Source organism: Flagellimonas lutimaris, from assembly GCF_003581615.1.
GTDB lineage: Bacteria > Bacteroidota > Bacteroidia > Flavobacteriales > Flavobacteriaceae > Flagellimonas > Flagellimonas lutimaris.
Map to the genome: position 1 here is coordinate 118,223 of NZ_QXFH01000069.1, position 23,397 is coordinate 141,619.

Consider the following 23,397-nt stretch of genomic DNA (forward strand, 5'->3'; position numbering starts at 1 on the left):
TTTTGTTTTTAAGCAATTAAGTGCGTTTTGTGAGTAATATCATGGAGTTAAAAACGTCACCTTTTGTATCTTAGCCCAATAATCACAACTAAAAACATTGAATTAAAATGAGCATCATTATCAACATTCATGCAAGACAGATATTGGATTCCAGAGGAAATCCAACAGTAGAAGTAGATGTAGTAACCGAAAATGGAATTATGGGAAGGGCAGCAGTACCTTCCGGAGCCTCTACTGGAGAGCATGAAGCCGTTGAGTTACGCGATGGTGGCGATTCCTTTATGGGTAAAGGGGTTGGTAAAGCCGTGAACAACGTAAATACCATTATAGCAGAGGAATTGATAGGAACTTCTGTTTTCGAGCAGAATTATATCGATCAAACCATGATTGAATTGGATGGTACCCCAAACAAATCAAAATTGGGAGCCAATGCTATATTGGGAGTATCCTTGGCTGCAGCGAAAGCAGCTGCCAACGAGTTAGGTATGCCGTTGTACCGTTATGTGGGCGGGGTTAGCGCCAACACGCTTCCTGTTCCAATGATGAACATTATCAACGGAGGTTCTCACTCCGATGCACCAATTGCATTCCAAGAGTTTATGGTAATGCCAGTTAAGGCGAAAGATTTTAGCCATGCCATGCAAATGGGAACTGAGATTTTCCATAACCTTAAAAAAGTATTGCACGACCGCAACTTGAGTACCGCTGTAGGTGACGAAGGTGGTTTTGCACCTACCTTGGAAGGCGGTACCGAAGATGCTTTGGATACCATTGGAAAAGCAGTCGAAAAAGCAGGTTACAAATTGGGTGATGATGTGATGATTGCCCTGGACTGTGCTTCGGCAGAATTTTATGTGGATGGTGCTTACGATTATACAAAATTCGAAGGTAGCAAGGGAGTAGTTCGAACTTCTGAAGAACAAGCACAATACCTTGCGGAACTTTGTGAAAAATATCCAATCATTTCCATTGAAGATGGTATGGACGAAAACGATTGGGACGGATGGAAGTTGCTTACTGAAAAAATAGGTGACAAGGTACAATTGGTTGGTGATGATTTGTTTGTGACCAATGTAGAACGTTTGTCTCGTGGAATTGAAAACGGCATCGCCAATTCAATCTTGATCAAAGTGAACCAAATAGGAACTTTGACTGAGACCATCGCAGCCGTAAATATGGCTAAGAATGCTGGTTACACATCTGTGATGTCTCATAGATCTGGTGAAACAGAAGACAACACCATCGCTGATTTGGCTGTGGCATTGAACACAGGTCAGATTAAAACTGGTTCTGCTTCAAGGAGTGACCGTATGGCCAAATACAACCAATTATTGAGGATTGAGGAGGAGTTGGGTGACATCGCTTACTATCCTCAGGAAAAAGCTTTCAAGGTAAAATAAGCTTAATGATTTTTTAGCATAACAAAAGCCTTTTCCAAATGGGAAAGGCTTTTTTTTGTTTCACTAACAAACTTTGGTTAAATTAAGCGTTCACTAAACTACAATTCAAATTCTCCCGCATGAATAACTTTCTTTTTGTCGCCGCCGAAAACGATGCTTTAGAAAACTGTAAAGCAGGTGGTATGGGCGATGTGGTTCGGGATGTGCCGCGGCAGATATCCGAACGAGGCGATAAAGTGCACGTTGTTGTACCAGCGTATTCCAGACTTCATCATGGAGGACTACCCAGGACTGCCTTAAACTTTTCACTGCGCGGTATCACTTATACGGCCGAATTGTATGAGGTAAAGCCAAAAAAAGAGTTTCCGAACATTTTTCATTATGTACTGCATCATCCAGAAATCGAGGCCGGAGACATTGCGCATATTTATCATAATGATCCCGAAGAACCATTTTATACCGATGCCATTAAATACTTCATATTTTGTACCGCTGTGGCGGAGGCCATAAAGCATGGAGCGTTTGGAGAGGTGGATATGGTGCACTTGCACGACTGGCATTCTAGTTTGTTGTTGTTTTTGAGGGAATATCATCCGGAATACACCAATCTGAAGGACATTAGGGTAGTTTATAGTATTCATAACTTGGCCATTCAAGGAATACGACCATTTGATGGCAACTATTCATCCTTAAAAAACTGGTTTCCCAATGTGCCTTTGGATTATCAAAAATTGATGGATTATAGGTACCAAGATTGCATCAACCTAATGGCAGTGGGAATACGGTTCGCGGACGCTGTGCATACTGTTTCACCATCGTATAAGGATGATGTTTTGTTGCCTAGTTCCCCACCGGAATTTATTGGAGGTGAAGGACTGGAAAAAGACTTGCAAAAGGCGGACGGAGAAGGGCGTTTGTTCGGTATTTTGAATGGGTGCAATTATAAAAATATCAATAAGGAAAAAAAGGGGAATATTTATCGAAATACAGTGAAGGCCCTTTTTAGGTGGTTGCAAGAAGAATCCAAAAAGTACAAAGCTGATTTCTTGGCCCATACGGGCGAAAAAATCATGGCATTTGTAGATGATAGACCCAAGTTTATTGCATCCAGTGTGGCACGATTAACGGAACAAAAGTTCTATTTCTTCATGCGTTCACCGGAAGCTTTTGTGGAAATATTAAAAAAACTGGAAAAGGTTGATGGTATTTTTATGTTGTTGGGTACAGGTGCCCCGGAATATGAAGAGCTTTTTCGAAAGTTAAGCTACGAGCACAAGAATTTTATATTCACTAACGGTCAATCAGAAAAGTTGATTGATTCCATGTATTTGGAATCCGATCTATATTTTATGCCCAGTCTTTTTGAACCCTGTGGAATTAGTCAAATGTTGGCTATGAGAAATGGCAACCCCTGTTTAGTACATCATACCGGTGGATTGAAAGATACCGTAGATCACATGAAGACTGGTTTTGCTTTTGATGGGGATAGCTATGATGAAAAAATAAAAAACATGTTGGAAGCTTTGGACATTGCTTTGGATGTGTTCGAAAATGATAAGCCGACCTGGAAGAAAATACAAGCTGCAGCAAGAAAAAAGCGCTTCACTTGGAAGAAATCCGTGGACGAATATTATAAACAGCTCTATAAATTGGATTGAACCAATTTTCCATATCATTTTAGCGTTAATATCAACACAAATAGCGGCTGTAAATTGTTAATGGCTGTGCTTTTTCGTAATTTTCGCATTCAATTTTTACTAATCTATTAAAATATAAAATGTCGGATAAAGCTATACTCGAATACGGGGGAGAAAGATATGAATTCCCCGTTATCAAAGGTACTGAAGATGAATTGGCCATAGATATCAAAACCTTGAGAGCCGCAACAGGAATGGTGACCATCGACCCCGGATATAAAAACACGGGATCGTGTGAGAGTGCAATTACCTTTCTAAATGGTGAGCAAGGAATATTGAGGTATCGTGGGTATTCAATTGAGGACTTAGCAGAGAAAGCCGACTTTTTGGAAGTAGCCTACCTTTTGATTTTTGGGGAATTGCCCAACAAAGAGCAGCTAGAAAAGTTCCACAACGATATTAAGGAAGAATCCCAAGTGGATGAGGAAATGAAGAAAATCTTGGATGGCTTTCCAAAATCTGCACACCCAATGGGCGTGTTATCTTCATTAACCAGTGCATTGGTGGCGTTTAACCCGTCTTGTGTAGATGTTTCATCGGAGTCTGCTATGTATGGTTCTATTGTACGTATCTTGGCTAAGTTCCCTGTTTTGGTCGCTTGGGCCATGCGCAAGAAAAAAGGCCTTCCATTGGATTATGGGGACGATACCCTAGGGTACGTGGAGAACATTCATAAAATGATGTTCAAAAGACCAAATCAAGAATATAAAAGGGATCCTATAGCCATTGATGCTTTGGATAAACTGTTGATTTTGCATGCAGATCACGAGCAAAACTGTTCCACTTCTACAGTACGTATCGTTGGATCTTCGCACGCAGGGCTTTTTGCTTCCCTTTCGGCCGGTATTTCTGCACTGTGGGGACCATTGCACGGAGGTGCCAACCAAGCTGTTCTGGAAATGCTTGAAGCAATAGAAGCAGATGGCGGCGATACCAAAAAGTATATGGCCAAGGCCAAGGATAAGGATGATCCGTTTAGATTAATGGGCTTTGGACACCGTGTTTATAAAAACTTTGATCCAAGAGCAAAAATCATTAAAAAATCAGCGGACGAAGTATTGGGTAACCTAGGTATTGAAGATCCTATTTTGGATATTGCCAAAGGATTGGAAAAAGAGGCATTGGAAGATCAATACTTTGTGGATAGAAAACTTTACCCCAACGTAGATTTTTATTCTGGAATCATTTACCGTGCATTGGGCATACCAACAGAAATGTTTACTGTTATGTTCGCACTGGGTAGATTGCCCGGTTGGATTGCACAATGGAGAGAAATGAGACTAAGAAAAGAACCGATTGGTAGACCTAGACAAGTTTATATCGGAGAAAACCATAGAGACTTTGTTCCGGTAGAGAAAAGGTAAGATTTGGAGCATTAAAAAATAAAAGGGGCGATATCGCCCCTTTTTTTGATATAAACTTCATCTTTACACTAAAGTCTGCCCGCAGCATTTTGGTTTAAAGATTTGTCGCTATCATAGCAAATTCGCATAATTTCAAAATGGTAGTGTTTCTGGATGTCAGAAATATCTTTGTTGCCAATAGCATTTTTGGCCTTTTGAAAAGCTTGGTGGATAAAATCATGGGCATCCACAGTGCTCAAATTCTTTAAAGTGGAATCCAAGGATTTCCCGTATTTTTTCGCCGATTCGTTGACCTTGGTAAAATACCAATCAACATCTTCATTCTTCATTTGTTCGGAATGTAAAGGATATCCATTTGGAAAATTACTCTCCTTGATACAGTCATCGTATTTAACCGCATAAATGGTATCAACCTGTATATTCGAATCTGCTTTGGATACAAAACTGATTCGCTCCATTCTTTGGAAAGCATCCATACCTCCCAAAACGATAAATACAGTCGCTAATAAAATCGATGTAATTATAATTTTTTTCATAAGTAGGAAAAATCTTAATACAAATGTAATTATTAAAACAAATCAACAACCTGATATTTGTCAATTTTTTAGGTTTTGACAGTTATTTTAACTATTTGACGAACAACTTTTTGACCTAATATGAATTACCCTTGTTTTAAAGATTTATTCCCGAAATAAGGTGGGTGATTTTATCAATTTGATTGACCAATAAATTCAACTAAAACACTAGATTTGCCACAGAATTTTTAAGGATTTCCCTTATTGTTTTCGAGAGCCAGTATTTTTTGGCCCCTAATACACCTTCTATGATTGAATTGAACGTTGTTGATGAGACCAGCACATTAAAAGCTGTTATATTGGGAATTGCCCAAAGTAGTGGACCGGTTCCTACAATTGAAGAAGCTTACGACCCTAAATCAATAGAGCACATTAAGGCAGGTACGTATCCCAAGGAAGTGGACATGATCAAGGAAATGGAAGCATTTGCGAAAGTGTTTCAAAAATATGGAGTTCAAGTTTACAGACCAGAAGTGCTGGAAGATTGTAACCAGATATTCGCACGAGATATTGCTTTTGTGATAGAGGATAAATTGATTCACGCCAATATTTTGCCCGATCGGGAACGTGAGTTTGAAGCAATTCATGAAGTTTTGGACGCAATTGACCCTAAGAAGATAATTCGTCCACCGGAAGAGGTCCATATTGAAGGTGGTGATGTAATGCCATGGAACGACCATATTTTTATCGGAACCTATACCGGTGATGATTATGCGAGTTACATTACCGCAAGGACCAATATCGAAGCTGTGGAATTTATTCGGGAAATGTTCCCCCATAAAACCGTAAAATCCTTCGAGCTGCGAAAATCAAATACCAATCCAAAGGAGAATGCATTGCATTTGGATTGTTGTTTTCAGCCTGTAGGAAAGGACAAGGCGATTTTACACAAAAATGGATTTTTGGTGGAGGAGGAATACCAATATTTGGTAGACTTCTTCGGGCCAGAAAATATTTTTGAGATTGATAAAGACGAAATGTACCAAATGTTCAGTAATGTTTTTTCCATTTCCCCCGAAGTGGTGGTCTCGGAAAAGAGTTTTACCAGATTGAACAATTGGCTTCGGGACCAGGGATTTACCGTAGAGGAGATTCCCTATGCCGAAATAGCCAAACAAGAAGGCCTGCTGCGGTGTAGCACCATGCCTTTGATCAGAGCATAATTTTTTAACCCAACTTCCTGCTGCCACAGGTTTGATCTAAACAGTCAAAGTATTGAGAAAACAGATTACCAATACCATTCTTATGGTGCGTCCAGTAAACTTTAGGATGAACGAGCAAACTGCGGTCAACAACTACTTTCAGGAAGACCCGCATATAAAAAATGCTGAAATCAATAAAAAGGCACAGCAAGAGTTCGACCAATTTGTAACCGTTTTAAGGGAACATGGCGTTAATGTGATTACCATAAGCGATAATATGGAGCAAGACACCCCCGATTCGATTTTTCCGAATAACTGGGTTTCTTTTCACGAGAGCGGAACCGTTTGTGTGTACCCGATGTTTGCCGAAAATCGAAGAAAGGAACGTAGGGAAGATGTTTTTGAGCTGTTGGAGGATAATGGTTTTGTGATTAACAATATCATGGATTATACGGCTGCCGAAGAGGAGGGAGTGTTTTTGGAAGGAACAGGTAGTATCTTAAAAGATAGGGTCAACCAAAAAGCGTATTGTGCCCTTTCCGAGCGAGCACACGAAGAACTTTTTATAGAGTTTTGCGAAGATTTTGATTGCTTCCCCGTGATTTTTCATGCCAACCAAACGGTAGACGGTAAACGATTGCCCATTTACCATACCAATGTAATGATGGCCATGGCCGAGAAGTTTGCGGTAATTTGCTTGGACTCCATTGACGATAAAAAAGAACGAAAGAACGTTGTGGAGCATATTAAGATGGACGGTAAGGAAGTTATCCGAATTACCGAGGAGCAAATGTGCCACTTTGCAGGGAACATGCTTCAGGTTTTGGGCGCAAACGACCAACGTTATATGGTGATGAGCACCCAGGCCTACAATAGTCTTACCGAAGAACAAATCAAAGCCATAGAAAAGCATTGCGCTATTATCCATAGTGCATTGGATACCATTGAGACCTGTGGTGGGGGCAGCGCTCGTTGCATGATGGCGGAAGTGTTTTTGCCAAAGGCATAATTTTTCGTCATGCTGAACTTGTTTCAGCATCTCATTGCTTGACACGAATTGCACGAATTTTTAGGGAGGTCAAACCTGTCATTTCGAGCGCAGTCGAGAAATCTAAGAATGAAGGAGGTTTCTCAATCAATGCTTTGCACCTCATTTCGAAATGACAATAGATTGGACAATGATTGTAAATTGAATACCTTCGACCATGCGCAGAAACTTTGAAATATTTGGGCTTTGCATGGGCTGGTTTGCCGTACTTGCCCAACTTTACTTGATGCTTCAAAATCGAGAAGCAGGCACTGCCGAGAGCTTGGTACGATTTTTTAGCTTCTTTACGATACTGACCAATACGTTGGTGGCTCTTTTCTTTACTACCCGAGTATTTGGTGCCGACCAAAAACGATTGGCCCTTTTCCATAAAAAGACAACGCCCATTGCCTTAACTACGTTTATTGTGGTGGTGGGAGTGGTGTATCAATTCGTACTACGTGAAATTTGGGATCCAACAGGACTACAAATGGTAGTGGACGAATTGTTGCATACCATTATCCCCGCATTTATGTATGTGTATTGGCTCATGTTTTGTACCAGGACTGTTGTTGCTTGGAAACAACTCTCCAAATGGCTGCTATACCCTTTAGGGTATTTGGTTTTTGTGATGGTCCGAGGGCAATTCTCGGGATTTTATCCCTATCCATTTTTAAATGTGGATGAACTTGGTTTTGGACCAACCTTATTGAATGTGTTCTTTGTACTCCTGCTGATGCTTTTGATTATGGTTGCGCTATACGTTTTGGGGAAACTTCTCCAGCCCAAACAATGAACAAAGTACAATGGGCAATAAACAATTTACAATGCTCAATTTTCTTTTTTGACACGAATTGCACGAATTATCACAAATCTTCAACCTGTCATTCTGAACAGCGTTCAGCATCTCTTTTCTGTTACAGGTTTATGGTTCGATACCAATTGCACCAATTATCCAAGGTCATTTTTTTGTCATTTCGAACGACTGAAAGGAGTGTGAGAAATCTAAGAATGGAGTAGATTTCTCAATCGCTGCTTTGCATCTCATTTCGAAATGACGCTTTACGCCATGCTGAACTTGCATGCTTTGCTATTTGATAGGAAGGTTTCCGTATCTCATAAATTTAGTTGGTGTTCCTCAACCCAACCACAATTCCTTTAAGCGCAGCAACCACTTGTTGCACTTCCTTACGGTCAAAAGTATCTTCTTCCAAATAAAACAGCATTTCCAGAGCCAAATCCAGAACTTTGGCGAGTTCTTCGGGAGCGCCGTACCCGTCTTCAATCCATTGCCATACAACTTCTCCTTTTTCCATGATAGAGGCAAGAAAAGGATTTTTGAATAACTGTTACATGTCATATATGGCAAGAGGGGCTAAGGGTGTTGGGTAAAGGGTGAAAGTAACATCACTATTCATACCTTGTACCGTATAAGCCAAGCGCTGGGAGTCTCCTTGTCCAACCTCTGCAATCTAAAATCTGACGTCTGAGATCTGACATCTATTCCTCTTCAGCAGTAAACCCTCGAATAGCTTGGTTAGGCTCCATAATGGTGTAGCCTTTCCAGAACTCTGGGTTGTAGCGGGGCATATAGGTGGCTCGAACCGTTTTGTCTTCCTTGTAGGTTTTAAACTCGTTCTCTGCAATTTCATCTTGGTTAAATACTACCAGCTCCCATTTGGCGGTCATGTTCATACGGAAGTCAATGTTCAGTTCTAGTTCGTTCTGCTTGCGACGGCCTTTTACGTGTTTGTTCTTTTCCACCACTTTTAGCGGTCGGTCCACACCAAAATATTTACCATCGGACAAATCCATAAACTGAAGGTCGTATTTGCCATTGGATAATTTGGCAAAATGCATGGTGCCCTTGTACACGGTTTCACGATAGGTAATGCCCAATAATCTAAAGTTTCGTAAGCGTTGGGTATTCGCGAAATCGAGTCGCATTACGGCAAAGTCCTCTATATTTATATAGAGGCGCCCTTTAAAGTCGGCACTGCTTCTCTTGGGCCAAAAATCTACTACATAAACACCTGCGTCGCCAATATCGGCGTAACCTGCCAGTTTAAACTCGTATCGACGCGTTTTGTCCACAAAGTCCAGTTTGGTGTCCTCTTTATAATACAATTGACTCAGCATTTCCTTAAACTGCCAACGTTGGCTGTCAACCAAGCCCGAAACACTATCTTTTTCCACTTGGGCCTTTACCTTTTTTACTTGATCTACCCGTTCATCATCCATAGTGTCCAAAATAGAATCAACTTGAATTTTTTCACTAAAAATGCCTGATTTAATCTTAAGGTAAGAGCCAGGTTTTACATTCTGTTTAAAGATTTCCTCCATATGCTCTGCCAAATCCTCAAAAGAACCTACCTCCTTTTTATCATAAAGGTCGGCTGCTTTTATGATGTTGAGTTTGTATTCTGTTTTGTTTTTATAGAGGTCGCCAAAACTTTCGGTATAGTGGGCTGCATTTTTTGGAATGGAATTCGAGATGCTGTCCATAAGCTCCTTGTTCAACTCTTTAATGGACGATTTTTCGAACCCAAAATCCACTTTTTGCATATTGGCCAGTTCCGCTTTCCGCAGGAAAAAGCGTTGTTTTATGGGGCTTTTGTTTACGTTTTGGGGAATGTTCTCTATCATTTTTTCAATAATGTCTTCCACCTCCAGCTCCTTGTCAAAAACATAAACGCCACTCAGTTCGATTGCTTTGGCATTCAAGGAAATCAAACTGTCTTGCAATTGCTCAAGGGTGAATCCTTTTTTTTCGTATCCCATTGAGGTTACATAAATGGAATCGGGTAGGGAAGTACTTTCTTCCAGCACAAAACTGAAACGGCCTTCCTCATTGGTGATTACTCCTTGATTTTCCCCATATTGAATAGTAGCATAGGGAATGCCCTTTTGTGTCTTGGCATCCACCAAACGAGAACTTACGGTTTGGGCAAATATTGGAAACCCCATCAAAAGGGAAAAAGTAGTAAGGAGAATAGTCTGTTTAACGGACATAATTGAATGTATGGTTTCATTAATAAGACACCTTTTTCGCAATAAAGGTTGCCTATTGTTTAGACGAACTCGGGGGGGATTTGTGACAAAGTGCGAATAAAAACGGAATCACCGATAAGGCTTAATAGTATTTTAACAGCAAAGGAGCTAAGAGTTAGGAGTTGGGAGTTGGGTCAATGGTAAAGACAAAAGGATTTGACTCGAATTTTACGAAAAGCCCTGAATACTGTTTTATTTGTCATTCTGAGCGGAGCGAAGAATCTTTTGCACTTGAATTTGAAAAAAGAGATTTTTCAGTCGCTATGCTTCTTCAGAATGACAGCACTACACTTAATTATTGGTATGATTGTCATTTCGAGCGCAGTCGAGAAATCTTTTATCAAGAAACGATGACCAACAAATGAAGGCATCTCGACTGCGCTCGATGTGACAGGTGTTATTTGTTTAAAAATGATTGGAAACTTTAGCCTTTAGCGATATTCTTGATCATATTCCCAAAAATAAATAGGTGGAATGGAAGGACCGAATACCAATACAATCGCCCCAATAAACCTTTTGGACGAAAAGTGGCGGTTTGATAAAGCACTCCATCCTCAATCTTAAACTCCAACCAAGCTTCACCAGGAGTTTTCATTTCAGCAAAAAGAAGCAAGCGCTTGGATTTTTTATCGGCCAACAATACACGCCAAAAGTCCAATGCATCCCCTGGGAATATTTTATAGGGATGGGTGCGTCCGCGCCTGAGCCCGGGACCTCCGACCAATTTATCCAAAAACCCACGGATTTTCCAAAGCCAGTTGCCATAATACCATCCAGTCTCTCCGCCAATGCGCCAAATATTCGCCAAAACGGCATCTTCATCTTCAATGCGAATAGATTTTTTATCCTGAAGCACGCCATACTTGGGCACTTGGATATAGTTTTCGAGATCTTCTTGGATTTGTCCGCTGGCAATACTGTCTTTCCAACTGCTGATCACCAAATTTTGTTCAATTTTTTTGAAAGCTAAATCAATGGCTTCTTCATAGGTGTGTGTTTCAATGCCCAACATTTCTTGTAACCGATTGTCTTGGGCCACCACTTCCATTTTCATGCTGTCCACCAAGTTCATGGCCAGTTTGTAGGAGGTTGAGGTAACAAAATAGAGCCAGTAGGAAGATAGTTTGGGTGTCATCACAGGAACCGTGAAGATCCAATTTTTAAAACCACGGACCTTCGCATAACCATGCAGCATATCCTTATACGTAAGAATATCGGGTCCACCAATATCAAAAGATTGGTCGTACGTATCCTTGTTGCCCAATACTTGGGTAAGAAACTGGATCACATCCCGAATGGCAATGGGCTGTGTCTTGGTAAGTACCCATTTTGGTGTAATCATCACGGGCAGTTTTTCACAGAGGTCGCGTATAATCTCAAAAGAGGAACTGCCAGAACCTACAATAATCCCAGCGCGGAGCACGGTAAGGTCAAAAGAGCCTTTATAGAGGATTTCTTCCACATTTTTTCTGGAGCTGAGGTGTTTGGACAGTTCTTTATCATTGACAATACCACTGAGGTAAATTACCTGCTTGCATTGGGTATTCTTTATAATGATGTTGAAGTTTTTGGCTGCTTGCGCTTCCTTTTCATCAAAATCTGTGACGGAAGAGGTCATAGAATGTATCAAGTAGTAGGCGGCATCAATATCTGCGGGTACTTGTTGCTTTTCCGGGTCATCCAAAAAATCAATTTCCACAACATCAATTTTGGAACGGGTCTTTGCATCGACCGAAAGTCGTTTTTCATCACGGACGGCGCAAACCACATTGTGTCCCATATCCAAAAGTTGGGGCAATAAGCGCATCCCAATATAGCCATTGGCTCCTGTCAGTAATATTTTCATAGATCTTCAAGATTGGTGGGAAGGTTGTCCGCGCGGTGGTCCAATAATTTTCGAAAAAAACGTTGGATGGCCTTCGTGTCCGAACGTACTTTAATGAAATAATGGTCCATATAAATGGAATAAATGCCAATATCTCCTTTGTACACATTCAATTTGTAATAGGGGATTATAAGACCGTAGGTCTCCAAACGGGAACGGAACCGAACAATAATGCCATTGGGACGGATTTCAACATTGCAGGTATTGGTGCTATTATCCAAAATGAGCAAGTTGTAAATGTCCAAGCTAGCTTCGGTGATAGGTAGTTTGGGAGAGCCAATACCGCCCATGGCAAAACGCTCTTTTATGGGAAGGGGTTTGCCAACGGCTTCGTCAATTTTTTTGGTGATTTTTTTATCGTTGTAGGAGACGTTCAATAGCATATCTAAAATTAATCAAATTACGGCGGACCATTTGGTTATGGTGTGGTAAAAGCCCAAAAAATGCGTAGTTTTGCGCCCTGAAAAGCCTGTTAGATGAGTTTGCAAGATGATTTGACCCAAAAAGTAATCGAGGCGGTAAAACAACTGTACCAAGTTGACCTGCCTACGGTGGAATTTCAACCTACCCGAAAGGATTTTGAGGGTGATATTACCGTGGTGGTATTTCCTATGTTGCGCCATGTAAAGGGAAACCCTGTTCAGATAGGAACCCAGATTGGAGATTATCTTGTTGAAAATGTAGATGAGGTGTCCAAATACAATGTGGTTAAAGGCTTTTTGAACATTGTTATTGAGAACAGTTATTATCTGAACTTCTTCAACGCTATTTCTGATGAAACCGATTTTGGTTATGTAAAATCACAGTCGGATGATGCGGTAATGGTGGAATATTCTTCGCCCAATACCAACAAACCTTTGCACTTGGGACACATCCGAAACAACCTTTTGGGGTATTCCGTGGCTGAAATTTTGAAGGCATCGGGCAAAAAGGTATACAAAACACAGATCATTAATGATCGTGGTATCCACATTTGTAAGAGTATGCTGGCCTGGCAAAAATTTGGTGAGGGTGAAACTCCCGAATCTTCAGGATTGAAAGGGGATCACTTGGTCGGTAAATATTATGTGGCTTTTGATAAAGTATACAAAGAGCAGATTGCAGAATTGGCAGAGGCTGGTACACCAAAAGAAAAAGCAGAAAAGGAAGCTCCAATTTTATTGGAGGCGCAAGATATGCTTAGAAAATGGGAAGCCGGTGATGATGAGGTGGTGTCTCTTTGGAAAAAAATGAACGGTTGGGTATATGATGGTTTTGATACCACATACAAAAACCTAGGTGTTGATTTTGATACTTTATATTACGAAAGTGACACCTATTTGTTGGGGCGTGATGTGGTAAAAGATGGTCTGGAACGAGGCGTTTTCTTTAAAAAAGAAGATGGCAGTGTTTGGATCGATCTTACCGATGAGGGATTGGATGAAAAAATCGTGTTGCGTTCCGATGGTACCGCGGTGTATATGACCCAGGATATTGGTACGGCTATACAACGGGTAACTGACTTTCCCGACATCAACGGAATGGTGTACACGGTAGGGAACGAACAGGATTACCATTTTAAGGTGTTATTCCTTATTCTGAAGAAACTGGGTTATTCTTGGGCAGAGCAATTGTATCACTTGAGCTATGGAATGGTAGACTTGCCCAGTGGAAAAATGAAGAGTAGGGAAGGTACCGTGGTGGATGCGGACGACCTGATTAAAAATATGGAGGATACGGCCGAGTCTATTTCACAGGAATTGGGCAAGTTGGAAGGGTATTCCGAAGCAGAGAAAAAGCAATTGTACCGAACTATAGGGTTGGGCGCTCTTAAATACTACATTCTTAAAGTAGATCCTAAAAAACGCATCTTGTTCAACCCTGAGGAGTCGGTAGACTTCCAGGGGAATACGGGGCCATTTATTCAGTATACCTACGCTAGGATTCAGTCTATTTTAAGAAAAGCTGATAATGTCAAGTCGAGCGCAGTCGAGACTTCTTTGGACTTGCACGAAAAGGAAAAGGAATTATTGAAACAGATTCAGTTATTCCCAGAAACGGTTCAGTTGGCTGCCGAGAACTTTAGTCCTGCCTTAATTGCCAATTATACTTATGATTTGGTCAAGGAGTTCAATTCCTTTTACCAGCAGGTATCCATTTTGGGCGAAACAGATGAGCAAAAGAAAAACTTTAGGGTACAGTTATCGCAAAATGTGGGCGAAGTCATTCAATCCGCGTTCCGTTTGTTGGGTATTGATGTTCCTGAGAGGATGTAATCCCTAATCCCTCTGTTTTTTTACCAAAAATATAAATTGGGTTTATTTATTTGGATTCCTGCTTTTGCAGGAACGACAGGCTTTGTCATTTCTAGATGATATCATCAGCGAAGTGGAAGGAATAGGAGAAAAATCATTTATCCTTTGACACAAATTACACGAATCTTGACTAATGTCGTGGCTGTCATTTCGAGCGTAGTCGAGAAATCTCTATTTAAAAACTCACCCTAAAACTAACATTGGGGGTGATGCCCAATGAAAAGTTTTCTATGGTCTCGATTTCATCGTCCTCATTGACCCGATAGTATTTGTTAAGGGTATTTTTTCTGTTCGTAAAATTTAAGATAGAAAGACCTGCATTGGCACGAATGGCCCTACTGATTTGAAAATTGTAGATGGCGGATGCATCAGCTCTAAAATATTCAGGTAATCGACTATTGTTGGGAGATTGGAAATTGATTCTAGGTGGATAGTAATTTTGATCCAAACCTTCATCTCCTTCAATAGGTTCTGTATAGGGTTTGCCCGTCCTGTAGTTGAGTCCAATACTTAACTTTAGGTCTTTGTAGGTATAGGTGCTGGCAAAGGTAATGGTGTGCCTAATATCCAAATTGTTGGGGAACGATTGCGGTACAATGGAATCAAACGTATAATCATTTTTGTTATAAGCGTAGCTTAACCATGTACTGTAATTGTCCCCTTTTTTGTTGATGAGCAGTTCCACACCCTTAACATCGTAACTTCCTATTTCCCCTGAGAATTGATAGGGGTTTTGGAATCCTTGTGTGCTAGTACTGATACCGTCCACGTTTTTGTAAAAACCTTCGACCCCAACGTAGAAATTGTTCTTTTCATAATTGATGCCCACAGAACCTTGTTTGCTTTTGGTGACAGGAAGTGTTTCATCGTTGGATAAAATCCACCGGCGTTTTTCTATCCCTAAAAAGTTTTGCTCCAAATCTATGATTTGATTGGTGGTCTGACTTTTGAACTCCCCTAAAACTTCAGCCCGAACATAATTGGCCAATTTAAAATTGAGGTTGATTCTGGGTTCGATCACAAGCTTTTTAAAAGTCCCCAAATTTTCAATAAAGTTAAATCGTGCACCAAATGCACCAATAAACTTGTTCCCTGGTGAATTATAATTGACTTGCGAATACGGCGCGTGCGTTCGGATAACCCCTTTGATCTCACTGTTGAAATCAGGCTCGTTGATTACAGTGGCGTTGGCGATTCCTGTTTCGATGAATTGATATCCATTGTTCCAACTAAATTCATCCGTTAGGATATAATTTGTGTCGAATTTGAGCGCATTTTCCGTCACTTGATTGTTTTGGAACAGTTGCTGCACCTGATTGTCAAAAACGTTTTGTGCATCTAGGTTATATCTGGAGTAATATATGTTGAGGTGCGAAGAAAATTTATCTGTCCAGCTGCTCTGCAATTGACCGCCCACAGAAATGTTATCCTGTTTTAACAAGCTAATATTGGTTTCGTTGGCGGAGACATTGGTCTCTTCAAATTTTAAATTGTTCTTGATGTGGATGGCACTTAGTCGGATTTTGTGGTCTTCGTTGAGGTCGTACAGGATTTTTCCTGAAAAATCATAAAAGAAAAAGTCTTCATCCCTAATGAATTCATCATCAACAGTGTTGTTGTTTTGGAGGGTGATTTCACTATCCTGAAAGGCCCTGTTGATGAATTGTTTGTAAGTAGGAGTACTCAAAAAGTCTGTTGCCGAGCGCCTTGCAGAAAATTGAACTCCCAGTTTGTTCGTTACAGGGACTTCTGCATAAATATCACCGCTGATCAGATTAAATCCGCCACCCCCTTTAAAAATTTCTGGCACTTTGTTTCCCGTTTCCATTTGGATAACGCTGCTTACCCCATCACCAAAGTTGGCAGGGGTTCCATTTTTATAGATGGTCACTTTGTCCGTTTGGTAGGGGTTAAAGGCGGATATCAATCCAAAAAAATGTCCTGATTGATACATTTTGATTCCGTTCCAAAGGATGAGGTTTTGATCGTTGGTACCGCCACGTACATTAATATCTGATACGGTTTCATCAATACTCTTAATACCTGGTAAAGCCTGTACCGTTTGCAGGATATCAGGTTCTATCAATCCCGGGAGGATTCCGAACTCGGCTGTATTCAAAGTAATGCTCGCATCTTTTTCCTTAATGATTCCAGAAGTAAGGTATTTATAGACGAACACTTCATCCAATTGTTCATAATATTGTGCCAATAGCATTTTAGGGCAACCTCCCTGCTGTAAAAGTGTTTCAACTTTTACATATTTGGTTACATAACCTAAGTATCTAATTTGAAGGGATGCATCTCGGGGAATGTTATCTAAAGAGAAGGCACCATTGTTGTCCGTAATTTTTGCAACATCTTCTCCCAATACTTCCACGGTGGCACCCATTACCGTGTTTTCGGCAAAATTGTCCAAAACAACCCCACAGATATTTACTCGATTGTCTTTGGAAAGCGTGTAGTATCTGTCGTTAAGTTTGTTTGCTTCAATTTGAAGCGAATCCTCAACGTATTGCAGGATATCTTCCAATGAGGTCAGATTTTCTGGAAGAATTATCGTGAGTCCTTCCAAATCTTCATCTATATATGAAAACTTGACATTAAAGCGGTCTTCTAGGGATTTTATGTAGGAAATTAGGGTAAGGGGAGACTGTTGCTTTTCCTGTGCATTGATATTGCAAAACATGAAAAACAAAAAAACCAAGGCGAGGCCTAAATGCTTATTGTAGTGTGTTCCCAGCATAAAAAAGTACGTTGTCTCCGTCTATTTTGTAATGTGTTTGGGAGGGGGTACTTATACTTTTTAACGCCATATTTAGGTCTGTGTTGTTAAAAGACCCTGTAAATAATAGGTTTGTATCTATATTTTCTGAAGATACCTTCACATTGAACTGTCTTTCAAGTTCGGCAAATACATATTTTAAAGGAATACTTTCAAAACTACTTTCGTTGTTCATCCAAGAAGGCAAGGTGCCATCGGGTGTTCCAGTACTGATAATTTTTCCGTTGATAACCAAGAAAGAAGTTCCTGCAGGTAATTTGGATTCTTTATTATTATGGGTAACGCTCACCAAACCTTCATAACAAGTTACCTCAAAAAAGCCTTTTCTGTTTTCCACATTAAACTGTGTTCCCAAAACGGCAACGGTGCCATGATCGGTAGAAACCGTAAACTTTTTTCCTTTGGCCACTTTAAAGAAGGCTTCACCTTTTAAATCAATATTTCTTTTATTGTCCCAATTTTTTTCGCTGTAAGATATTTGGGAATCCACATTCAAAAAGATTTCGGAATTATCTGGAAGCACAACTTCGGAACGTTCGGCAAATTCGGTAGTTACTTTCTCGTTCAATGTGTTTACATAAAAGTATGAACCGGCGAGCAGTATGGCAATAACGGCAGCAACCCTAAGGAATTTCTTGAAAGGGTTCAGGGAAATCACCTTTGGTGCATTTTCAATATGTTCGTCTTTCAAACGTTGCAAGGCTTTTTCCGAATTAAAATCGGGGGCCTTCAGACTGCTTGTAGCGTCCTTAAGCTTTTGGTAAGAGGCATACGCTTCAGAATTTTGAAATTCCTGAAGCTCTTCCTCTGAAAGCTCATCGCTCAACCATTTTGCCAAATAATTTTCTTGCATGGGTTCTATGCTTTACGTTATAATAACAACTACCTTTTAAAATACCCTACCTTATAATTTATTATAAACTGAATTTTTTAAATACCATCAATCTCTTCCCGTAAACTCTTTAGGGCTAAATGCATCCTTTTTTCAATAGCTTTTACACTTACACCCTCAATTTCTGCAATTTCTGTGTACTTTTTTCCATCGATTCTATTGAGCAAAAAAGTGGTTCGTTGGTTTTCGGGCAAAGCGTTTAGGGCATTGTCCAATTTTACCTTGTATTCTTTTTCCTCCATTAAAAATTCTGGGGACTCATTGGTTCGGTCATTGCTTAGGCTATTAGCGTGCTTCAACCTTACCTTTTCGGCCTTTATTACATTTAAATAAAGGTTGTTGGCCACTGTGTAGACATATGACTTGGCTTTCTCTGGACTTACCTTGGCACAATTTTGCCAAAGTTTAACAAAGGCTTCCTGTACTGCATCGTGTGCTTTCTCCTCATTCCCGAATTTATAAAAGATGTAGTTGAAGACTGTCTTGGAATGAGTCTTAAAAACTTTACTGAAAATATGATCTTCGCATACATTGCTCATGGGCGGGAGTTTGTTCTTCGACCCAAATATATTTGAAAATTTTCAAGAAAAAGTAGGGTTTTTGTTTGGATGGTTGTTTTAAGGTTGAATTATAACCCCAAAATTCAGTTATTATGAAAAAGTTGATTCACAACATATTGCGCGTAGCCCTTGTTGTACTTGTTTTTGGATTATCTTCTTGTCAAGAAGAATTTGAAAAAATCGGAGATGATCCCCAGAGTGAAACTATTGCTGCTAATTCCACAACAGCGGTTTTAATCGAAAATACATCTTCCAATGATGGTTCCTATGACAATATTGTGGACGGCGCCAGTTGTTTGGCTATTCAATTTCCCTATACGGTAAATGTTAATGGAGTTGAAGTGACCATCGATTCTGAAAGTGATTTGGATGTGGTTGAAGAAATTTTTGATGAGCTTGACGATGACGATGACATTTTGGACATTGTATTCCCCATTACTATTACCCTTTCCGATTTTAGTGAAATAACCATCGAAAACCAAGATGAGCTTGAAACTTTCGCTAAAGAGTGCCTTGAAGGTGGTGACGACGACGATATTGAATGTGTTGATTTTGTTTACCCTATCACTTTGTTCACGTTCGATGTTCAAAACCAAGTAACAGGCGATTTTGAAATTGGCAGTGATATGGATATGCGAAGATTTTTTGATGAACTTGAAGATGATGATCTGATAAGCATTGAATTCCCAATTACATTAAAGAAATATGATGGGACCGAAGTAACGGTACAGAACAATGCCGAATTGGCGGCAGCCTTGGAAATGGCCAAAAACCAATGTGACGAAGATGACGATGATGATTACAATGATGATGATTTCTCCGAATCGGAACTGGACGAATACTTGATGGCATGTCCTTTACAAGTAAGAGAGGTTATCCGAAATGAAGTGGACAATACAGAACAGTACATTGAACGCTTAATGACATTCAATGAAGATGGAACTGTATATTTCTCCACCTTTACGGCAGACGAAATTATGGGAACTTGGAGCACCAGTATGTCAGATAACGGTGTCATGCTGAGCCTTGACTTTGAAAACTTCCCGGATTTTACAATAGATGCACGAGTGTATGAGCTGGATGATGACAAGATCAAACTTTACAAGGACGATGGAAACAAAATCGTGCTCAAAAAACGATGTGACCTCGAGGACTCCGCCAATATTGACAGAGAAGCATTTATTGCTCTGATCAAAGAATGCGAGTGGGTTATTAAAGAAGTTGAGAACCAAGGTGAAGAAATAGAAAGACTTTTGGGTTATGAATTCCAATTTATGACGGATGGTGTGGTAACCCTTGGAAATGGAGTGAACACAACAGAAGGTACTTGGGAGATTGGATTAAACAGCCAATATCAGCTTTCGCTTATGATAACCATGGGAGACGAACCTGGAGTTAGTTTTGAATGGCCTATCAAGGAGATGACGGAAACTCGCTTAAATTTTAGTATTGAAGAAACAGACCACGAAATGGTATTGTTGAAAGTATGTGATGATAGTGTTGATGATGGTGATGTTGCCGAAATCAGAAATATAGCTATGGGCGGACCATGGAATGTAGCTCTTTACCAAGAAGGAGAAATGGATATGACCACTTCTTATACAGGTATGGATTTTGATTTCTCTACGATGTATCAAGTAGAAGTGTCTATCAATGCCGACCCAATAGCCAATGGACTTTGGAGGGTACTGAGAGATTCTGACGACGGTTTGAAGTTCTATATCAATTTTGATACAGGGGACGACCTTGCAGAATTGACCGAGGATTGGAAGGTAGTTTCAATCACCTCCACCCGAATCGAACTTAAAGATGAGAACGATGATGGCTCGGTAGATACCTTGGTATTTGAGAAACCATAATCACTAATAACAACGGGAACACTATATTTTACAAACAAGAATTATGAAAACCTCAATATTAAAACTCACAGCAATCACCACGTTACTGATAACATTGGGTTGCGAAAAAAGCAACGATGAAGATATGTTAAATAACTTGTCTGCCGCTCAGATAACAGAACTAAATGGTATAGCAACCAGTGGTGCCTGGACCATTGCTTACTACTTTGACACGGACAAGGAAGAAACGGATCATTTTAACGGATACACCTTCGACTTCAATACTGATGGAACTTTGGTTGCTACTGATGGCAATGCCGAAATAAACGGAACATGGTCCATTACCGATTCCGATTCCGATGATGACAGTTCGAATGATGATAGCGACGTAGATTTCAATATTGCTTTTTCCTCCCCAGCCGATTTTGCAGATCTAACGGATGATTGGGATATTGTAGAGTTCACGTCGGTTAGAATCGAGCTCATCGATGTTAGTGGAGGGAATGGCGGAACCGATAAATTGGTTTTCGAAAAGAATTGAATAATTTTTCCCCAATCTTTTTTCCAAAAGAAGGACGGCTCTCCCCAAAGCCGTCCTTTTTCTTTTATATTATTCTTAAATTTGTCCCTCTTTAAAACAAAGAACATATGTTCGATAATTTAAGCGAAAAATTAGATAAGGCACTTCACGTCCTCAAAGGGCATGGTCAGATTACTGAAATCAATGTAGCAGAGACCCTTAAGGAAGTTCGAAGAGCTTTATTGGATGCTGACGTTAACTTCAAAATTGCCAAGGAATTTACCAATACGGTAAAAGAAAAAGCTTTGGGCCAAAACGTACTGACCTCATTACAACCAGGTCAGCTCATGGTTAAATTGGTAAAGGACGAGCTTACCGAATTAATGGGCGGCGAAGCAGAGGAAATAGATTTATCTGGTAACCCTTCTGTAATTTTAATGTCTGGTCTGCAAGGTTCCGGTAAAACAACATTTTCCGGTAAACTTGCCAATTACCTCAAGAACAAAAAAACCAAGAAACCACTTTTGGTAGCTTGTGATGTATACCGTCCAGCGGCGATAGATCAGTTACATGTTGTAGGTGACCAAATAGGAGTAGAGGTATATTCCGACCGTGACAATAACAACCCCGTAGCTATTGCCAAGGCAGGTATTGCCCACGCAAAAAGTGCAGGGTGTAATGTGGTGATTATCGATACCGCAGGTCGTTTGGCTGTGGACGAGCAGATGATGGATGAAATTTCCAACATTCATAAAGCCATAGAGCCCCAAGAAACATTGTTCGTGGTTGATTCCATGACGGGACAAGATGCCGTTAATACCGCGAAAGCGTTTAACGATGTCTTGAACTTTGATGGGGTTATCCTAACAAAGCTGGACGGTGATACCCGGGGTGGTGCCGCCATTTCCATTAAATCTGTGGTCGATAAGCCTATAAAGTTCATTGGTACTGGCGAGAAAATGGAAGCCATCGATGTATTCCATCCATCTCGTATGGCCGACCGTATCCTTGGAATGGGAGACGTAGTTTCCTTGGTAGAACGAGCCCAAGAACAGTTTGATGAGGAACAGGCACGTAAGATTCAAAAGAAAATTGCGAAGAATAAGTTTGGGTTTGATGATTTCTTGAGCCAGATTCAGCAAATCAAGAAAATGGGGAACATGAAGGACCTCATGGGAATGATTCCAGGTGCAGGAAAGGCGTTGAAAGGCTTGGATATTGATGACGATGCCTTTAAACATATTGAAGCTATCATCCATTCCATGACCCCAGAAGAAAGATCTACCCCATCCATGCTAAATGCCAGCCGTAAGAAACGAATTGCTTCAGGTAGCGGAACCTCTATCCAAGAGGTAAACCAGTTGCTAAAGCAGTTTAACCAGATGAGCAAGATGATGAAGATGATGCAAGGCGGAGGCGGCAAAAAGATGATGCAGATGATGCAGAATATGAGATAACCTTATTCAGAAGTAAAACCAACACAACCTATGGAAATCCTTGACGGAAAAAAAGTATCGAACCAGATAAAAGAAGAAATCACCGTTGAGGTGGCCCAAATGAAAGAACGGGGTGAAAAAGTTCCTCATTTGGCGGCCGTTTTGGTGGGCAACGATGGAGCCAGTTTAACTTATGTGGGGAGCAAGGTACGCTCTTGTAAAAAAATAGGTTTCGAATCCACTTTGATTCATCTTCCAGAGGAAACCACCGAGGAAGAATTACTGAAGCAAGTACATCAGTTGAACAACAATCCCGATATCGACGGTTATATTGTTCAACTTCCTTTGCCCAAACATATTGATGAGGAAAAAGTGCTGATGGCCGTAGATCCAGATAAGGATGTGGATGGTTTTCATCCTACAAATTTTGGTAAGATGGCTTTGGATATGGAGACATTCATCTCTGCCACTCCATTTGGAATCATGGAACTATTGAAGCGCTACAAAGTGGAAACCGAAGGGAAACATACTGTGGTAATCGGTAGGAGCCATATTGTAGGAAGACCTATTAGCATTTTAATGAGCCAAAAGGGAAATCCGGGAAATTCCACTGTTACCCTTGCACATAGTAGAACCAAAAATCTAAAGGAGTTGACACTTCAGGCCGATATTGTAATATCCGCTTTGGGTGTCCCAAAATTCCTCAAGGCCGATATGGTCAAGGATGGCGTGACTATCATTGACGTAGGTATTACCCGTGTTCCCGATGAAACTCGCGAAAAAGGATACTACATTACAGGAGATGTAGACTTTGAAAATGTGAGTAAAAAAGCATCTTACATTACCCCTGTACCGGGTGGAGTAGGCCCTATGACCATAGCAATGCTACTCAAAAACACGCTCTTGGCCCGTGAGCGCCACAATGCGTAGAACT

19 protein-coding genes and 1 pseudogene are annotated in these 23,397 nt (G+C 40.4%); 12 read left to right on the plus strand and 8 right to left on the minus strand.

The window, feature by feature from the left end:
- Positions 1 to 107: 107 nt before the first annotated feature.
- The 3 genes from eno (at position 108) to D2V08_RS04020 (ending at position 4,461) form a co-directional block, all read left to right on the plus strand.
- On the plus strand, positions 108 to 1,400 hold the full coding sequence (gene eno / locus D2V08_RS04010) for a phosphopyruvate hydratase (protein ID WP_119606796.1): 1,293 nt from the start codon (positions 108 to 110) through the stop codon (positions 1,398 to 1,400).
- A 119-nt stretch (positions 1,401 to 1,519) separates the two neighbouring features.
- A complete protein-coding gene (locus tag D2V08_RS04015; RefSeq protein ID WP_119606797.1) occupies positions 1,520 to 3,058 on the plus strand; it encodes a glycogen synthase in 1,539 nt (512 codons plus the stop codon).
- A 119-nt stretch (positions 3,059 to 3,177) separates the two neighbouring features.
- Positions 3,178 to 4,461 carry a citrate synthase gene (locus D2V08_RS04020; RefSeq protein ID WP_119606798.1) on the plus strand — a complete coding sequence of 428 codons (1,284 nt, stop codon included), beginning with the start codon at positions 3,178 to 3,180 and terminating at the stop codon, positions 4,459 to 4,461.
- 68 nt (positions 4,462 to 4,529) lie between these two features.
- Here D2V08_RS04020 and D2V08_RS04025 read toward each other — a convergent pair whose 3' ends face one another.
- Positions 4,530 to 4,997 carry a hypothetical protein gene (locus D2V08_RS04025; protein WP_119606799.1) on the minus strand — a complete coding sequence of 156 codons (468 nt, stop codon included), beginning with the start codon at positions 4,995 to 4,997 and terminating at the stop codon, positions 4,530 to 4,532.
- Positions 4,998 to 5,284: 287 nt separating this feature from the next.
- Here D2V08_RS04025 and D2V08_RS04030 point away from each other — a divergent pair, with 287 nt between their 5' ends.
- From D2V08_RS04030 to D2V08_RS04040, 3 genes are all read left to right on the plus strand, one after another.
- Positions 5,285 to 6,199: a dimethylarginine dimethylaminohydrolase family protein gene (locus D2V08_RS04030; RefSeq protein ID WP_119606800.1), complete on the plus strand. Its 915-nt coding sequence runs from the start codon at positions 5,285 to 5,287 to the stop codon at positions 6,197 to 6,199.
- Positions 6,200 to 6,281: 82 nt separating this feature from the next.
- Entirely contained in the window at positions 6,282 to 7,187 is a 906-nt protein-coding gene (gene ctlX / locus D2V08_RS04035) for a citrulline utilization hydrolase CtlX (protein WP_119606801.1), read from the plus strand.
- A 196-nt stretch (positions 7,188 to 7,383) separates the two neighbouring features.
- Positions 7,384 to 8,001 (plus strand): Pr6Pr family membrane protein, encoded by a 618-nt coding sequence (locus D2V08_RS04040; protein WP_119606802.1) that lies wholly within the window; start codon positions 7,384 to 7,386, stop codon positions 7,999 to 8,001.
- 328 nt (positions 8,002 to 8,329) lie between these two features.
- Here D2V08_RS04040 and D2V08_RS04045 read toward each other — a convergent pair whose 3' ends face one another.
- Entirely contained in the window at positions 8,330 to 8,521 is a 192-nt protein-coding gene (locus D2V08_RS04045; protein ID WP_119606803.1) for a hypothetical protein, read from the minus strand.
- 78 nt (positions 8,522 to 8,599) lie between these two features.
- Here D2V08_RS04045 and D2V08_RS17865 point away from each other — a divergent pair.
- Positions 8,600 to 8,695, plus strand: a pseudogene (locus tag D2V08_RS17865) (hypothetical protein); the annotation flags it as partial.
- A 10-nt stretch (positions 8,696 to 8,705) separates the two neighbouring features.
- Here D2V08_RS17865 and D2V08_RS04055 read toward each other — a convergent pair.
- The 3 genes from D2V08_RS04055 to D2V08_RS04065 form a co-directional block, all read right to left on the minus strand.
- Positions 8,706 to 10,217: a peptidase associated/transthyretin-like domain-containing protein gene (locus D2V08_RS04055; protein ID WP_119606804.1), complete on the minus strand. Its 1,512-nt coding sequence runs from the start codon at positions 10,215 to 10,217 to the stop codon at positions 8,706 to 8,708.
- A gap of 463 nt (positions 10,218 to 10,680) precedes the next feature.
- Entirely contained in the window at positions 10,681 to 12,102 is a 1,422-nt protein-coding gene (locus D2V08_RS04060; RefSeq protein WP_119606805.1) for an SDR family oxidoreductase, read from the minus strand.
- The gene (locus tag D2V08_RS04065) at positions 12,099 to 12,524 is read right to left on the minus strand and encodes a hypothetical protein (RefSeq protein ID WP_119606806.1); all 426 of its coding nucleotides are present in this window, start codon (positions 12,522 to 12,524) and stop codon (positions 12,099 to 12,101) included. Before D2V08_RS04065 ends, D2V08_RS04060 begins: the two co-directional genes overlap by 4 nt.
- Positions 12,525 to 12,617: 93 nt before the next feature.
- Here D2V08_RS04065 and argS point away from each other — a divergent pair, with 93 nt between their 5' ends.
- Positions 12,618 to 14,396, plus strand: a complete 1,779-nt coding sequence (gene argS, locus D2V08_RS04070) for an arginine--tRNA ligase (RefSeq protein WP_119606807.1) — start codon at positions 12,618 to 12,620, stop codon at positions 14,394 to 14,396.
- Positions 14,397 to 14,610: 214 nt separating this feature from the next.
- Here argS and D2V08_RS04075 read toward each other — a convergent pair whose 3' ends face one another.
- The 3 genes from D2V08_RS04075 to D2V08_RS04085 all read right to left on the minus strand — a co-directional run bounded on the left by D2V08_RS04075 (position 14,611) and on the right by D2V08_RS04085 (position 18,648).
- Positions 14,611 to 17,178 carry a TonB-dependent receptor gene (locus D2V08_RS04075; RefSeq protein WP_119606808.1) on the minus strand — a complete coding sequence of 856 codons (2,568 nt, stop codon included), beginning with the start codon at positions 17,176 to 17,178 and terminating at the stop codon, positions 14,611 to 14,613.
- Positions 17,156 to 18,070 (minus strand): FecR family protein, encoded by a 915-nt coding sequence (locus D2V08_RS04080; RefSeq protein ID WP_119606809.1) that lies wholly within the window; start codon positions 18,068 to 18,070, stop codon positions 17,156 to 17,158. Before D2V08_RS04080 ends, D2V08_RS04075 begins: the two co-directional genes overlap by 23 nt.
- Positions 18,071 to 18,147: 77 nt before the next feature.
- The gene (locus tag D2V08_RS04085; protein ID WP_119606810.1) at positions 18,148 to 18,648 is read right to left on the minus strand and encodes an RNA polymerase sigma factor; all 501 of its coding nucleotides are present in this window, start codon (positions 18,646 to 18,648) and stop codon (positions 18,148 to 18,150) included.
- Between the two features lie 113 nt (positions 18,649 to 18,761).
- Between D2V08_RS04085 and D2V08_RS04090 the strand changes: the two genes are divergently transcribed.
- From D2V08_RS04090 to folD, 4 genes are all read left to right on the plus strand, one after another.
- Positions 18,762 to 20,528: a hypothetical protein gene (locus D2V08_RS04090; RefSeq protein ID WP_119606811.1), complete on the plus strand. Its 1,767-nt coding sequence runs from the start codon at positions 18,762 to 18,764 to the stop codon at positions 20,526 to 20,528.
- A gap of 43 nt (positions 20,529 to 20,571) precedes the next feature.
- Complete coding sequence (locus D2V08_RS04095; RefSeq protein ID WP_245980488.1) at positions 20,572 to 21,048, plus strand: hypothetical protein; 477 nt, start codon at positions 20,572 to 20,574, stop codon at positions 21,046 to 21,048.
- Between the two features lie 107 nt (positions 21,049 to 21,155).
- The gene (gene ffh / locus D2V08_RS04100) at positions 21,156 to 22,484 is read left to right on the plus strand and encodes a signal recognition particle protein (RefSeq protein WP_119606812.1); all 1,329 of its coding nucleotides are present in this window, start codon (positions 21,156 to 21,158) and stop codon (positions 22,482 to 22,484) included.
- 30 nt (positions 22,485 to 22,514) lie between these two features.
- Positions 22,515 to 23,393 (plus strand): bifunctional methylenetetrahydrofolate dehydrogenase/methenyltetrahydrofolate cyclohydrolase FolD, encoded by an 879-nt coding sequence (gene folD, locus D2V08_RS04105; RefSeq protein ID WP_119606813.1) that lies wholly within the window; start codon positions 22,515 to 22,517, stop codon positions 23,391 to 23,393.
- The last annotated feature ends 4 nt before the right edge of the window (positions 23,394 to 23,397 follow it).

Bases quoted from the DNA above. Each gene is read 5' to 3' on its own strand.
- eno (WP_119606796.1), top strand. From the start codon at position 108: ATGAGCATCATTATCAACATTCATGCAAGACAGATATTGGATTCCAGA.
- D2V08_RS04015 (WP_119606797.1), top strand. From the start codon at position 1,520: ATGAATAACTTTCTTTTTGTCGCCGCCGAAAACGATGCTTTAGAAAAC.
- D2V08_RS04020 (WP_119606798.1), top strand. From the start codon at position 3,178: ATGTCGGATAAAGCTATACTCGAATACGGGGGAGAAAGATATGAATTC.
- D2V08_RS04025 (WP_119606799.1), bottom strand. From the start codon at position 4,997: ATGAAAAAAATTATAATTACATCGATTTTATTAGCGACTGTATTTATC.
- D2V08_RS04030 (WP_119606800.1), top strand. From the start codon at position 5,285: ATGATTGAATTGAACGTTGTTGATGAGACCAGCACATTAAAAGCTGTT.
- ctlX (WP_119606801.1), top strand. From the start codon at position 6,282: ATGGTGCGTCCAGTAAACTTTAGGATGAACGAGCAAACTGCGGTCAAC.
- D2V08_RS04040 (WP_119606802.1), top strand. From the start codon at position 7,384: ATGCGCAGAAACTTTGAAATATTTGGGCTTTGCATGGGCTGGTTTGCC.
- D2V08_RS04045 (WP_119606803.1), bottom strand. From the start codon at position 8,521: ATGGAAAAAGGAGAAGTTGTATGGCAATGGATTGAAGACGGGTACGGC.
- D2V08_RS04055 (WP_119606804.1), bottom strand. From the start codon at position 10,217: ATGTCCGTTAAACAGACTATTCTCCTTACTACTTTTTCCCTTTTGATG.
- D2V08_RS04060 (WP_119606805.1), bottom strand. From the start codon at position 12,102: ATGAAAATATTACTGACAGGAGCCAATGGCTATATTGGGATGCGCTTA.
- D2V08_RS04065 (WP_119606806.1), bottom strand. From the start codon at position 12,524: ATGCTATTGAACGTCTCCTACAACGATAAAAAAATCACCAAAAAAATT.
- argS (WP_119606807.1), top strand. From the start codon at position 12,618: ATGAGTTTGCAAGATGATTTGACCCAAAAAGTAATCGAGGCGGTAAAA.
- D2V08_RS04075 (WP_119606808.1), bottom strand. From the start codon at position 17,178: ATGCTGGGAACACACTACAATAAGCATTTAGGCCTCGCCTTGGTTTTT.
- D2V08_RS04080 (WP_119606809.1), bottom strand. From the start codon at position 18,070: ATGCAAGAAAATTATTTGGCAAAATGGTTGAGCGATGAGCTTTCAGAG.
- D2V08_RS04085 (WP_119606810.1), bottom strand. From the start codon at position 18,648: ATGAGCAATGTATGCGAAGATCATATTTTCAGTAAAGTTTTTAAGACT.
- D2V08_RS04090 (WP_119606811.1), top strand. From the start codon at position 18,762: ATGAAAAAGTTGATTCACAACATATTGCGCGTAGCCCTTGTTGTACTT.
- D2V08_RS04095 (WP_245980488.1), top strand. From the start codon at position 20,572: ATGAAAACCTCAATATTAAAACTCACAGCAATCACCACGTTACTGATA.
- ffh (WP_119606812.1), top strand. From the start codon at position 21,156: ATGTTCGATAATTTAAGCGAAAAATTAGATAAGGCACTTCACGTCCTC.
- folD (WP_119606813.1), top strand. From the start codon at position 22,515: ATGGAAATCCTTGACGGAAAAAAAGTATCGAACCAGATAAAAGAAGAA.